The organism is Chromobacterium sp. Rain0013, assembly GCF_015291765.1.
Taxonomy (GTDB): domain Bacteria; phylum Pseudomonadota; class Gammaproteobacteria; order Burkholderiales; family Chromobacteriaceae; genus Chromobacterium; species Chromobacterium haemolyticum.
Window position 1 is genome coordinate 4,560,253 of sequence record NZ_CP031514.1, and the last position, 13,320, is coordinate 4,573,572.

Genomic DNA, 13,320 nt, shown 5'->3' on the forward strand with positions numbered 1-13,320 from the left:
GCCGACCCGACCGGACTGTCAACACCAGAAGGAGCTAGGGTATGAACCTCAAAGTAACTGGACTGCATCTGGAAGTAACTCCCGCCCTGCGCGAATACGTTGAAACCAAAATGGAGCGCGTTACTCGACATGTCGACCATGTGATCGACATTTCCGTTACTCTGTCTGTTGATAAACTGGTGCAAAAGGCTGAAGTCAACGTGCATCTGTCCGGCAAGGACATTCACGTGGAAGCCACCGAATCCGATATGTACGCCGCCATCGATCTATTGATCGACAAGCTGGACCGCCAAGTGCTGAAACACAAGGAAAAGCAGTCTGAACACCGTGCTCCGGCGCCTGAAGTCAGCCTGTAATCCCTTGAATTGGAAGGCGGGAGCCTGCGGGTTCCCGCTTTTCTTTGCACTTGCCCGTTTTCAGTACTATCAAGGCAACGTAGAATTGCCGGGTTTTTCTCAGCCGCATGCATAACCCAATATGAACCTCATCGGCAAAATCCTGACCCCCGAACACGTGTTGCTGGATCTCGACGTCGCCAGCAAGAAGCGCGTATTCGAGCAGGTCGGCCTCTTGGTTGAAAATACCCGGGGCATCGCGCGCAGCGAAATCTTCGATTGCCTGTTTGCCCGCGAAAAACTCGGCTCCACCGGCCTTGGCCAGGGAGTGGCGATTCCCCATGGCCGCGCGCGCGGCCTGAAGGAAGCGATGGGCGTGTTCATCCGCCTGAAAACGCCTATTCCTTTCGACGCCCCCGACGGCAAGCCGGTGCAGTGCCTGTTTGTGCTCTTGGTGCCGGAACAGGCCACGGACCTGCACTTGCAAGTGCTGTCCGAGCTGGCGCAATTGTTCTCCAGCCGCCAGATGCGCGAGCAGATGCTGGGCATCTCCATTCGCGACGAGCTTTACCAGCTGCTCAATAATTGGGTGCCCAATGCCTAGCATCAGTGTCCGCCGGCTGTACCAGGAAAACCAGCAGAAGCTCAACCTCACCTGGGTTGCGGGCACCGGCGGCGCCGACAATATGATAGGCAACGACGAACAGCGCCCGACTCAGGCGCTGGTCGGCCACCTCAACTTCATCCACCCCAACCGGGTCCAGGTGCTGGGCCTCGCCGAGGTGGACTATCTGAACCGGCTGGAGCAATCCGCCGCCAAGACCGCGCTGGATCAGTTGTTCCACAAAAGCATGTCGGTGGTGATGGTGGCCAACGATCAGCCCGTGCCCAAGCTGCTGCGCGACTACTGCCACACCCACAACGTCCCGTTGATGACCACCAAGCTGGAAAGCCCCTATCTGATGGATGTGCTGCGCATCTATCTGGCGCGGGCGCTGGCGGTGTCCACCGTGCTGCACGGCGTCTTCCTCGACGTGTTCGAGATCGGCGTGCTGATCATGGGCGATTCGGCCATGGGCAAGAGCGAGCTGGCGCTGGAACTGATTTCCCGCGGCCACGGCATGGTGGCAGACGACGCGGTGGAGCTGTACCGCATCGGTCCGGACACGCTGGAAGGCCGATGCCCTCCCCTGCTGCGAGACTTCCTGGAAGTGCGCGGCCTGGGCATCCTCAACATCCGCACCATCTTCGGCGAAACCGCGGTGCGGCCCAAGAAGGTGCTGCGGCTGATCATTCATCTGGTCAAGGCCAATGATCAGGCGATGCAAGCGCTGGACCGCCTCAACATCCAGTCGGAAACCCAGGACATCATCGGCGTCACCATCCGCAAGGTTGTGCTGCCGGTGGCCGCCGGCCGCAACTTGGCGGTGCTGGTGGAGGCCGCGGTGCGCAACTACATTCTGCAGCTGCGCGGCATCGACAGCACGCGCGAGTTCATCGAACGCCACACCAACTTCCTCAGAGACCAGGAAAATGCGCCTGATATTGATTAGCGGCCTGTCCGGTTCCGGCAAGTCGGTGGCGCTGCGCGCCCTGGAAGACGCCGGCTTCTACTGCGTGGATAATCTGCCGGCCACCATGCTGCACGAGGCGATGTCGCTGTACGCCGACTACGGCTACGAGCAGATCGCCATCAGCGTGGACACCCGCTCCGGCCCGTCGCTGGGCGCCTTGCCGGCGGAAATGGAAAAACTGCGAGCCCAGCAGGTGGACGTGCGCCTGCTGTTCCTGGAAGCCACGCCCGCCACCCTGGTCAAGCGCTTCTCCGAAACCCGTCGCCGCCATCCGCTGTCCGGCACCGACGTCACGGTGGAGGAAAGCATTCTGCTGGAACAGGAAATGCTGGCCGAGATCATGGAGTTGGGTACCCGCATCGACACCAGCGAGCTATCCGCCAACGCGCTGCGCAGTTGGGTGCGCGAACTGGTGGACGCCGACAGCAGCCGGTTGACGCTGATCTTTGAATCCTTCGGCTTCAAGCACGGCCTGCCGCGGGACGCCGACTTCGTTTTCGACGTACGCTGCCTGCCCAATCCCTATTACGACCCGCAGCTGCGCCCCTTCACCGGCCGCGACCAACCCATCATCGACTTTTTCCAGCAAACGCCGGAAGTGCAGCAGATGGTGGACGACATCCAGCAACTGTTCAGCAAGTGGCTGCCCTGTTTCAGCATGGAAAACCGCAGTTATCTGACCGTCGCCGTCGGCTGTACCGGCGGCCAGCACCGCTCGGTCTACATCACGGAACAACTTGCCCGCCTTTTCGCCGCCGAACAGGTGCTGGTGCGTCATCGCCAGCTCTACCGCCAGAACTGAACGCGTTCGGGCCGCCCGCCTATAGGAGACTTTCATGCGCCCGATCAAAACCGTCACCGTCGCCCTGACCGGCGCCTCCGGCCTGCCTTACGGTCTGCGCCTGATCGATTGCCTGATCGCGGCCGGCGTCCGCGTCTGGGTGCTGTATTCGCAAGCCGCCCAGGTGGTGGCCAAACAGGAAATGGACTTGACCCTGCCCTCGCGCTCGGCAGAAGCCCAACAGTGGCTGATGCAACGCAGCGGCGCCCGCGACGGCCAGCTGGCGGTGTTCGGCCGCGAAGAATGGTTCGCGCCGGTGGCGTCCGGCTCCAACCCAGCCGACGCCATGGTGGTCTGCCCTTGCTCGATGGGCACGCTGGCCGCCATCGCCCAGGGCAGCAGCGACAACCTGATCGAGCGCGCCGCCGACGTCAGCATCAAGGAACAGCGCAAACTGGTGCTGGTGCCGCGCGAAGCGCCGTTCTCCGCCATTCACCTGGAAAACATGCTCAAGTTGGCCCGTCTTGGCGTTGTCATCCTGCCGCCGTCTCCGGGGTTCTATACTCATCCCAAGACCGTGGACGACATGATCGACTTCGTGGTGGCGCGAATTCTGGATCAGCTCCGCATCGACAATCAATTGACGCCGCGCTGGGGCGAGCCCGCCCCGGACAGCCCCGCGGCGCCCTAGCCAGCCGCCGCGCCGCTTGCGGCCCGGCCAACGAGGAGCATCGGGATGCCGACACAAGACCAAAGCATTCTCAGCCTGGACGCCTTGCGCCAATTGGAGCGCCAAGCCACCGACGCCGGCTACAACCTGATGCAGCGCGCGGCGATGGCTACCGCCGACTGGGTCAGCCACCACCTGCCCAGCACGTCCCGACTGCTGATCTGCGCCGGCCCCGGCAACAACGGAGGCGACGCTTTGTACGCGGCGCTGGAACTGATGCGCCGCCGCTTCCGCGTCGACGTGCTGGTGCCTACCCAGCCCACCAGCCCCGCCACCTCGGAAGCGTTGCATGAGCTGGAACAAGCGCAAGGCCATGTGCTGTTCGACCTGCCGCGCGACTACCGCGCGCCGCAGCTGGTCATCGATGGTCTGTTCGGCGTGGGCCTGAGCCGGGACTTCGACCTGGAATGGACCACCCTGATCGACCGCATCAACCAACTGGGCAGCCCCATCCTGGCGCTGGACTGCCCCAGCGGTCTGGACGCCTATACCGGCGTGCCCGCCAACACCGCGATCCAGGCCAGCCACACCCTGACCTTCCTATGCCAGAAACCCGGCTTGTTCAGCGCCTCGGGCGCCGACCTGGCCGGCAACGTGGAGCTGGACCTGCTGGACTGCCCGCCCAGGCTGATTCCCGCGGCGGACGGCAGCATTAACCAGCCGGACGTCCGCGCGCTGCTGCGGCCTCGCAACAGTCACAAGGGCCTGTTCGGCACCGTCTGCGTGATTGGCGGCGCGCCGGGCATGCTGGGCGCGGCGCTGCTGGCCGGCCGCAGCGCGCTGGCTTGCGGCGCAGGCAAGGTCCATGTCTGCCCGCTGGACGACCGGCTGCCGGTGGATCCGGTGGTGCCGGAACTGATGATCTCCGCGCTGGACGAAGTCGCCGATCTGCCCGACGCGGACGTGCTCGCCGTCGGCCCCGGCCTCGGCCTGCAAGAGCTGGCCAGCCGCCTGCTGGACCAAGTCATCCAGCAGCCGCAGGCGCTGGTGCTGGACGCCGACGCGCTCAACCTGCTGGCCAACGACCACGCCGCCGCCGCGCTGATCGCCAAACGCCAGGCCGGCACCATCCTGACCCCGCACCCGGCGGAAGCCGCGCGCCTGCTGGGACAAAGCACCGAAACGGTGCAGAAGGACAGGCTGCTGGCGGCCCGCCGGCTGGCCAATCACTTCAACTGCGTGGTCGTGCTCAAGGGCGCCGGCAGCCTGATCGTCGGCCCGGACGGCTTCTATCACTTGAACACCAGCGGCGGCCCGGCGCTGGCGGTGGCAGGCCAGGGCGATGTCCTGACCGGCATCATCGCCGCGCTGCTGGCCCAGCGCATGGAGCCTTTCGAAGCCGCCAGCCTGGCGGTGCACATCCACGGCCTGGCCGGCGATGATTTTGAAATGGAAACCGGCGGCCCCATCGGCCTGTCCGCTTCCGACACCGCCTGGCGCGCCAGCCTGATGCTGAACCGGCTGATCCAGGAATGGGCGCAGGAACAGGCAAGCTGAAACCCAGGCGAGCTCCCCGGTGAAAATCCATTTGCATTAGAATGGGTCATCGGCGCGCGGGCCGGCGGCATGGCCGTCCCGCGGCCCCTCATCCGTCACCCTGGGGATTACCTTGCAGTCACAATCCAAAGCTTACGCCTACGGGCTCGCCGCCGTCCTGGCCTGGTCCACGGTGGCCAGCGCCTTCAAGATCAGCCTCGCCCATCTCAGCCCCGCTCAATTGGTGCTCTACGCCAGCGCCGCCTCCCTGCTCTGCCTGCTTGGCTTGCTGGCCGTCCAGGGCCGGCTGCCGGAGCTGGCGCCGGCCTTGCGCCGCCATTGGCGCGCCTCTCTTATCTTCGGCGCGGTCAACCCGGCGCTGTACTATCTGATCCTGTTCCAGGCCTACGCGCTGCTGCCGGCGCAGGAAGCCCAGGCCATCAACTACACTTGGGCCTTGACCATGAGCCTGCTGGCGGTGCCGCTGCTCAAGCAGAAACTGCAGCGCCGCGACATCGCCGCCGCCTTGGTCTGCTACCTGGGCGTGCTGGTGATAGGCACCCGCGGCCAGGTGCTGGAACTGCGGTTTTCCGACTCGCTCGGCGTGGCGCTGGCGCTGGCCTCAACCCTGTTGTGGGCCGGTTACTGGATCTTCAACACCCGCGACACGCGCGAGCCGGTCATCGGCTTGACGCTCAATTTCGCCTTTTCGCTGCCGCTGAGCCTGGCTTGGTGCGCTTATACCGGGCAACTAGGCCCGGTAGCCTGGCAAGGCCTGGCCGGCGCCGCCTACGTCGGCGCCTTCGAAATGGGCTTCACCTTCGTCTTGTGGCTGACAGCGATGAAATTGACGCCAAGCACCGCCCGCATCGCCAACCTGATTTTCCTGTCGCCTCTGCTGTCGCTGGCGCTAATCCATTTCCTGATCGGCGAAGCCATCCTGCCCTCCACTCTGGTCGGACTGGGCCTGATCCTGAGCGGACTGGCGCTGCAAAAGCTTGCCCCGCGCGCCAAGCCCCCCGCGACGCTGAGCGCCGACAGCGGCGGCTGACCGGACTCATCCGGATTTGGTATTCGCACCAGAACTGCCTAGGATTCAGTGTGGGCACTTGGAACTGTGAACATAATGAAAAGCATAAAAACCAAATTGATGTTCTGGTTGATGGCCTGGATCACCGCCATTCTGGGGACGACAGGCCTGTTTTCCTATTTGCACAACCAAGAACGCAATGAGGCCGACTACCAATCCCAACGCGCCGCGGTCAAAGCCCGCTTGGCGATGTCGCTGCCGCACAGCGTCTGGCAGCTGGACGACGAGAACGTCAGGCTGACGCTGGACAGCGAGCTGAGCTGGCCCTCCATCATCGCCATCAGCGTCAAGGGGGAATCCGGGCTCAGCCTGGGCCGCAGCCATGATACCGACGGCAGCATCCGCGACATGCCGCCGTCGGAGGAGCCGCGTTCGGACGATATGCTGAACATCCCCATCATCTATCAGGGCAAGGAGCACTTGGGCAACGCCACCGTCTATCTGTCCCGCCAGGCTCTCGCCAAGCATCAGCGCGACCAACTGATCGAACTGTCCGCCCAGATCCTGCTGCTGGACGTGATGATTTTCATGATCATGTCCTTCAACCTGCAACGTTTCTTGTTCCAGCCGCTGGCGCGGCTGCAGCAGGCCTTGAATACCGCGATTCGAGCGCCGGACGCCAGCGGAGCCCAGGTCACCCACGTCGCCGACGACGAGATCGGCGGCATCGTCAACGGCTTCAACCGCATCGTGGCGCGCACCGCCGGCGATCTGGCCAAACGCACCGAGGCCGAAGCCGTGGCCCGCGCCGAACGCGACCGCGCCGAAGAGGCTTATCGCCAATTGATGGAAGCCCAGCAAACCCTGGTGGAAACCGAGAAGATGGCCTCGCTGGGCAGCCTGGTGGCTGGCGTCGCCCACGAGATCAACACCCCGGTGGGCATCACCCTGACCACGGCATCGCACCTGGGCACCGCCACCAGCCACATCATAGAAAAAGTGGACGGCGGCACCGTCAAGAAAAGCGATTTCCAAGCCTATCTGGACACCGCCAAGGAATGCAGCGATCTGATTCTGTCCAATGCCGAACGCGCGGCCAACCTGATACACAGCTTCAAACAGGTGGCGGTGGATCAGACAAGCGAAGCGCGGCGCAGCTTCCAACTGCAAGACTATCTGAATGAAGTGATCACCAGCTTGAAACCCCGCTTCAAGCACGCCAATACCACCATCAACGTGCAATGCGAGGAAGACATCCTGCTGGACAGCTACCCCGGCTCCTTCGCTCAGGTGGTCACCAATTTGATGGTCAACTCGCTGGTTCACGGCTTCGAAAACCGCAGCAGCGGCAAAATCAATATCGAGGCCCGGCGCGACAACCCTCATTACATCACGCTGACGCTTAGCGATGACGGCAAGGGCATCCCGCCGGAAAACCTGAGCCGTGTATTCGACCCCTTCTTCACCACCCGCCGCGGCAGCGGCGGCAGCGGCCTCGGGCTCAACATCGTCTACAACATCGTACGGCAACGCCTGGGCGGGTCGATCGAGGTGCACAGCGAAGTGAACAAAGGCACCACGTTCACCATCACCATGCCCTGCTCCGCCCCGGTCAATCAGAGCAAGGAGAACATAGCATGAGCGACATCACCAACCAGGAAGACGACTGGCTGCTGGACGATGACGCTCCAGCCGAATCCGCGCCCGCCGTGAGCGATGGCCGTCATCCATGGAAAATCCTGATCGTCGACGATGAAAAAGACGTGCACACCGCCACCCGCATCGCGCTGCGCAATATCCGCTACAAAGAACGCCCGCTGGAACTGCTCAGCGCCCACTCCGGCAAGGAAGCCTATGAAGTGGTGCGCCAGCATCCGGACATCGCGCTGATCATGCTGGACGTGGTGATGGAAAGCGAGGACGCCGGGCTGAAGCTGGTGCACCAGATCCGCCAGGACCTGAAAAACGGTCTGGTGCGCATCGTGCTGCGCACCGGCCAGCCTGGGCAGGCGCCCGAACAGGAAGTCATCCTCAACTACGACATCAACGACTACAAAACCAAGACCGAGCTGACGGTGCAAAAGCTGTTCACCACCATCATCTCCTCGCTGCGCGCCTACGAAAACCTGCTGTCGCTGGAGAAAAACCGCCAAGGCCTGTCCAAGATACTGGAAAGCGCCTCCGACCTGTACCAGTTGTATTCGCTGCGCGAGTTCGCCTCCGGCGTGCTGCGGCAGATCAGCGCGCTGCTGGACATCGGCAGCGACGGCATCCTGTGCGTGCGCAACGACAACAGCAACGGCCGGCCGGAACTGGAAATCCTGGCCGCCTCCGGCAACTATGAATCGTTGGGGCAAAGCGGCGACCTCAGCCCTTTCCCAGAGCTGGAACAGGTGATCCTGCGCTCCTTCGCTGAAAAGCGCAGCATCTACCAGCACCCTTACGACGTGCTCTACATCACCTCGCGCAACGGCCGCGAATTCATCATCCACTTCACCCCGCAATGGCCGCTTGAAGAGGTGGAGCGCGATCTGCTCGACGTATTCTGCCAGCGCATTTCCGCGGCCTACGACAACCTCTATCTCTACAGCCAGCTACGCAGCGCGCAGGAAGCCACGGTGGTGGCGCTGGCGGACTTGGCGGAATTCCGCGACAGCGACACCGGCAACCACGTTTTGCGCGTACAGAGGCTGACCGACGCCATCGCCGGGCAGATGCGCGACAACGGCGCCTATCCGGAACTGATGAGCAAGGAATTCATGGACATGGTGGGCATGGCCAGCATCTTGCACGATGTGGGCAAGGTGGGCACCCCGGACCACATCCTGTTCAAACCGGGCAAACTGGACCCGGACGAGCGGGTGATCATGGAACAGCACGCCACCATAGGCGCGCAGATACTGGCCAGGTCGGCCAGCATGGTGGAAGGCATGAGCTATCTGTCGCTGGGCTCGGAAATCGCCGGCGGCCACCACGAGCACTTCGATGGCAACGGCTACCCCAGAAAGCAAAAAGCCCACGAAATCCCACTATCGGCGCGTATCGTCGCGGTGGTCGACGTATTCGACGCCCTGCTCAACAAGCGCCCCTACAAGGAACCGTGGACGCTGCGCGACACCATGGACTACATCTCAGGCCGCGCCGGCAGCCAGTTTGACCCGGAAGTGGTGCGCGCGCTGGAAACCCTGGTCAAAGAGCGCCGGCTGCAGGATTTGCCGGACGAGTGAGCGCGCCCCGGACGCGGCCGGAAACCAGAATAAAACAGGGCGAAAGCAGCGCTTGCGCTGGTTTCGCCCTTCTTCTTCCGGCCCGCCGCCGGGGAAATTCAAACCGTGGCTCAGGCCACGTATAACAACACGCTGACAAACTGGCAGACGCTGCCGCCCAGCACAAACAAATGCCAGATGCCGTGGCCATGGCGTATTTTCTCGTCGTTGAGAAACCAATAAATGCCCACGCTGTACAGAATCCCGCCCAAGGCCAGCCAAAACAGCCCGCCGCTGGGCAGCGATTCAATCAGAGGCGGCAACGCCACCAATACCAGCCAGCCCATCACCACGTAGAGAATCATCGACAGCAAACGGGTGCGCCGCCCCAATGTCAGCTCCTGAATAATGCCGAACACGGCCAGGCCCCAGCTGACGCCAAACAGACTCCAGCCCCAGGCGCCTCGCAGAGTGACCAGCGCAAACGGCGTGTAACTGCCCGCTATCAGCAGGTAGATCGCAGAATGGTCGCATTTCTGCAGCACCGCCTTGGCCCGTCCGCGAAAGCTGTGATACAGCGTGGATATCAGATACAGAGCCACCAAAGTGGCGCCGTACAGGCTGAAGCTGACCACTTTCCAGGGGTCGCCCTCGCGCGCGGCCATGGTCACCAGCACCACCAGCCCGGCAATGGCCAGCACGGTGCCGATCAAATGGGAAATCCCGTTGAAACGTTCCCCGTGATACATAGGTATTATCCTTGCGCCGGCATCGCTCCGGCTTGTCGTACAAAAACTTTTGGAGCCGCTCGCGGGCTCCGGGTTCAATTGTCCGCCTGTTGCCGCCGGCGCGCCAGCCCTTTCTCAAAGCTCAAAAGAAAAGCGGGCCGCAGGGCCCGCTTGTCCTTAAGGAGAACGCTGAACAGGTTCTCAAAGCCGGTTTACGATCTTGCGGAGCAAGACGAGACAAGGCGAAAACAGCTGAGAAAGCGAAATGCGCTCGTGGCACATGATCATTTCGAAGCCGTACTCGCCGCGCGCGAGGTCTCACGACGCGCAATGGATCGTAAGCGGCTTATCAGGCGCCCAGCGCCTTCAGCACTTCATCGCGCACGGTTTCCACCGCGCGGGTGCCGTCGATCTTGACGTATTTCGGCGCTTTGGCGTCGCCGCTGGCGGCGCGCTCGCCGTAGAAGCCCACCAGCACCGCGGTCTGTTCGTGGTAGACCGCCAGACGCTTTTTCACGGTGTCCTCGCGGTCGTCGTCGCGCTGAACCAGCTCTTCGCCGGTCACATCGTCCTTGCCCGCCACTTTCGGCGGGTTGAAGCGGATGTGATAGGTGCGGCCGGAGGGCAGATGCACGCGACGCCCGGCCATGCGTTCGATGATGGCCGCGTCCGGCACATCGATCTCCACGACGTAATCGATATCCACGCCGGCGGCGATCATCGCCTCCGCTTGCGGGATCGTGCGCGGAAAACCATCAAACAGGAAGCCATTCGCGCAATCCGCGTCGGTAATGCGCTCCTTCACCAGGCCGATGATGATGTCGTCGCGCACCAGGCCGCCCGCGTCCATGATCGCCTTGGCTTCCAGGCCCAGCGGCGTGCCGGCCTTGACCGCGGCGCGCAGCATGTCGCCAGTGGAGATTTGCGGGATGCCGAATTTTTCCTTGATGAAATTGGCCTGGGTGCCTTTGCCGGCGCCAGGCGCCCCCAACAAGATCAGTCGCATGAAGATCGCTCCGTCAATTTGAATAAGATGATTTGATATCGAAATCCGGGCCGCGCCGAGGCGGCCCGGCTTATGGGTTCCGTCCGTCGCCCAGCAAGCGGCGCACGCGTTCCAGGTCCTCCGGCGTATCCACGCCGGCTGGCGGCGCGGACTCTACCACCGCCACCTTGATGGCGAAGCCGTGCCACAACACCCGCAACTGCTCCAGCGCTTCAAACCGCTCCAGCGGCGCCGGTTCCAAACGGTTATAGGTCTTCAGAAAACCCGCCTGATAGGCGTACATGCCGATATGCCGCAGCACTGGTAGGTCCACGGGCAACGCGCTCACATCTTGTGCAAAGGCGTCGCGGGCATAGGGAATCGGCGCGCGGCTGAAATACAGCGCGCGGCCGGCGTGGTCCAGCACCGTCTTGACCACGTTGGGATTGAACATGTCGGCGGCCTCGCGGAACGGATGCGCCAAAGTCGCCACCGGCGCGTCGCCGGCGGCCAAGAGTGCCGCCAGTTGGTCGATCAGTGCCGGGTTGATCAGCGGTTCGTCGCCTTGGACATTGACCACGATCTCATCGTCGGCCAAGTTCAGCGCCTGCGCCACTTCGGCCAACCGGTCGGTGCCGCTGGCGTGGTCGGCGCGCGTCATCAGCGCTTCAATGCCGTGAGCGCGGCAAGCGGACAGCACATCGTCGTGGTCGGTCGCCACGATCACCCGGCTTGCGCCGCTCTTGGCCGTCTGCTCGGCAACCCTCGCCACCATGGGTTTGCCGGCGATGTCGGCCAGCGGCTTGCCCGGCAAGCGGCTGGACGCCAAACGCGCGGGAATCACCACGCAAAAGCCGCGGCTCATTTTATCTCTTCTTCCGGCGCCAGCTCGCGGGCCTCGGCTTCCAGCATCATCGGAATGCCGTCCTTGATCGGGTAAGCCAGCCGGTCGCCCTTGCAGATCAGTTCCTGCTTGGCCTTGTCGAAAACCAGCGGTCCCTTGCACAGCGGGCATACCAGAATATCCAGGAATTTAGCGTCCATGTTTTATCTTCAGTCGATCCAGAATCCAAGCGCTCAGATCAGGCTCCAACTCCGCCTGAACCGGCAAAACCCATAGTCTAGCACGCTGCGCTGCATCATGAATCACCCGCCGCAGCTTGACCGCGTCCTTGCTGGTGACGATCACCGCGTCCATGCCGGCCGGCAGGTCGGCGGCTTCGAACTGATGATGATCTGGCCAGGCCAGACAAAGCTCCGGCCGCAAGCCCAAGCCGGCCAGCGTGTCGAAAAAGCGCTGCGGGTGGCCGATGCCTGCCATCGCCGCCAAGCGCAAGCCGGCGAAATCCGCCGCCGCTCGCGTCTCGTCGGGCGCATCCAGCCTCTGCAGGAGGGCCGGGCGCAGACGCATGGCAAAACAGCGCGGCCCGGCCGGCAGAGCCAGGCCGGCGGCATCGCCGCCATTGACCACCACCGCATCCACCGACCCTAGCCGCGACCACGGTTCTCGCAAAGGCCCGGCGGGCAACAAGCGGCCGTTGCCCCCTCCGCGCGCGCCATCCAGCACCACAATCTCCAGATCGCGGCTTAGCCGATAATGCTGCAAGCCGTCGTCGGTCAATATCAGCTGCACATCAGGATTCAGCGCCAGCAGATGGCGGCCGGCGGCGACGCGGTCCCGCCCCACCACCACCGGCGCGCCGGCGGCGGCCAGCAGGAGCGGCTCGTCGCCCACCTCCTCCGGCGAACTATCCGGCCGCACCAGCGTGGGCTGGCGATGGCTGCCACCGTAACCGCGGCTGATCACGCCCGCCTTGACGCCGCCTTGTTGCAAATCGCGCAACAAGGCCAATGTCAGCGGCGTCTTGCCGACGCCGCCGACATTGATGTTGCCCACAACCACCACCGGCGCGTCCAAACGTTCGGCGCGCAGCCAGCCGCGGCGGTAAGCAAACCGCCTGGCCGCCGCCATCAGGGCAAACAGCCCTTCCAGCGGAGCCAGAAGGGCTGTCAGCCACCAACGCGGCCGATACCATTGCCGTTCTATCCAATGCATGCGGCTATTGCGAACGGGTGGCGAAGGTCAACTGGTTGAGCCCGGCCTCGCGCGCCGCCTCCATCACCGTCACCACGGATTGGTGCGTGGCCTTGGCGTCGGCGTTGACAATGACGATGACGTCGCTCTTGCCCGCCGCGTCGTCCTTCAATTTATTCAACAAAGCCGCCTTGTCGCCGGCGGCGAGTTTCGCTTCACCCACCGCCATCTCTCCGTTGGCGGCTACCGCCACGGTGATTTCCGACGACTTGGTCTTGGCCTGCTCGCCCTGAGCGGCCGGCAGATTGATCTTGAGTTCGGCGAACTTGGAATAAGTGGTGGTGACCATCAGAAAGATCAGGATCACCAGCAGCACGTCGATCAGCGGAATAAAGTTGATCTCGGGCTCTTCGCGGCTGCGGCCTCGGCGGAAATTCATG

At 63.2% G+C, this 13,320-nt stretch carries 15 protein-coding genes; 9 read left to right on the top strand and 6 right to left on the bottom strand.

From position 1 onward, the window contains the following. Window positions 1-41: 41 nt before the first annotated feature. From hpf to DXT74_RS20860, 9 genes are all read left to right on the top strand, one after another. Window positions 42-356 carry a ribosome hibernation-promoting factor, HPF/YfiA family gene (hpf, locus tag DXT74_RS20820; protein ID WP_043632486.1) on the top strand — a complete coding sequence of 105 codons (315 nt, stop codon included), beginning with the start codon at window positions 42-44 and terminating at the stop codon, window positions 354-356. A 121-nt stretch (window positions 357-477) separates the two neighbouring features. Beyond that, window positions 478-939 (top strand): PTS IIA-like nitrogen regulatory protein PtsN, encoded by a 462-nt coding sequence (ptsN, locus tag DXT74_RS20825; protein WP_043632481.1) that lies wholly within the window; start codon window positions 478-480, stop codon window positions 937-939. Next, entirely contained in the window at window positions 932-1,888 is a 957-nt protein-coding gene (gene hprK / locus DXT74_RS20830; RefSeq protein ID WP_019104261.1) for an HPr(Ser) kinase/phosphatase, read from the top strand. The genes ptsN and hprK overlap by 8 nt, the downstream gene beginning before the upstream one ends. Further along, window positions 1,869-2,711 carry an RNase adapter RapZ gene (gene rapZ, locus DXT74_RS20835; RefSeq protein ID WP_194426924.1) on the top strand — a complete coding sequence of 281 codons (843 nt, stop codon included), beginning with the start codon at window positions 1,869-1,871 and terminating at the stop codon, window positions 2,709-2,711. The genes hprK and rapZ overlap by 20 nt, the downstream gene beginning before the upstream one ends. 34 nt (window positions 2,712-2,745) lie before the next feature. After that, entirely contained in the window at window positions 2,746-3,381 is a 636-nt protein-coding gene (locus DXT74_RS20840; protein WP_194426925.1) for a flavin prenyltransferase UbiX, read from the top strand. Window positions 3,382-3,426: 45 nt separating this feature from the next. Then, window positions 3,427-4,917, top strand: coding sequence for an NAD(P)H-hydrate dehydratase (locus DXT74_RS20845; RefSeq protein WP_194426926.1), 1,491 nt, complete (start codon window positions 3,427-3,429; stop codon window positions 4,915-4,917). Between the two features lie 112 nt (window positions 4,918-5,029). After that, entirely contained in the window at window positions 5,030-5,947 is a 918-nt protein-coding gene (locus DXT74_RS20850; protein ID WP_194426927.1) for a DMT family transporter, read from the top strand. A gap of 75 nt (window positions 5,948-6,022) precedes the next feature. Continuing rightward, window positions 6,023-7,567, top strand: a complete 1,545-nt coding sequence (locus tag DXT74_RS20855; protein WP_043632471.1) for a sensor histidine kinase — start codon at window positions 6,023-6,025, stop codon at window positions 7,565-7,567. After that, entirely contained in the window at window positions 7,564-9,153 is a 1,590-nt protein-coding gene (locus DXT74_RS20860; protein ID WP_043632468.1) for a DUF3369 domain-containing protein, read from the top strand. Before DXT74_RS20855 ends, DXT74_RS20860 begins: the two co-directional genes overlap by 4 nt. A gap of 110 nt (window positions 9,154-9,263) precedes the next feature. Here DXT74_RS20860 and DXT74_RS20865 read toward each other — a convergent pair whose 3' ends face one another. The 6 genes from DXT74_RS20865 to DXT74_RS20890 form a co-directional block, all read right to left on the bottom strand. Further along, a complete protein-coding gene (locus DXT74_RS20865) occupies window positions 9,264-9,881 on the bottom strand; it encodes a hemolysin III family protein (RefSeq protein ID WP_043632465.1) in 618 nt (205 codons plus the stop codon). A gap of 328 nt (window positions 9,882-10,209) precedes the next feature. Beyond that, the gene (gene adk / locus DXT74_RS20870) at window positions 10,210-10,866 is read right to left on the bottom strand and encodes an adenylate kinase (RefSeq protein ID WP_194426928.1); all 657 of its coding nucleotides are present in this window, start codon (window positions 10,864-10,866) and stop codon (window positions 10,210-10,212) included. 70 nt (window positions 10,867-10,936) lie between these two features. Continuing rightward, the gene (gene kdsB / locus DXT74_RS20875; RefSeq protein ID WP_194426929.1) at window positions 10,937-11,710 is read right to left on the bottom strand and encodes a 3-deoxy-manno-octulosonate cytidylyltransferase; all 774 of its coding nucleotides are present in this window, start codon (window positions 11,708-11,710) and stop codon (window positions 10,937-10,939) included. Further along, window positions 11,707-11,889: a Trm112 family protein gene (locus DXT74_RS20880; RefSeq protein ID WP_043591984.1), complete on the bottom strand. Its 183-nt coding sequence runs from the start codon at window positions 11,887-11,889 to the stop codon at window positions 11,707-11,709. The genes kdsB and DXT74_RS20880 overlap by 4 nt, the downstream gene beginning before the upstream one ends. Next, window positions 11,879-12,901 carry a tetraacyldisaccharide 4'-kinase gene (gene lpxK / locus DXT74_RS20885; RefSeq protein ID WP_194426930.1) on the bottom strand — a complete coding sequence of 341 codons (1,023 nt, stop codon included), beginning with the start codon at window positions 12,899-12,901 and terminating at the stop codon, window positions 11,879-11,881. Before lpxK ends, DXT74_RS20880 begins: the two co-directional genes overlap by 11 nt. A gap of 4 nt (window positions 12,902-12,905) precedes the next feature. Next, window positions 12,906-13,319: a biopolymer transporter ExbD gene (locus DXT74_RS20890; protein ID WP_043591986.1), complete on the bottom strand. Its 414-nt coding sequence runs from the start codon at window positions 13,317-13,319 to the stop codon at window positions 12,906-12,908. Between the last annotated feature and the right edge of the window lies 1 nt (window position 13,320).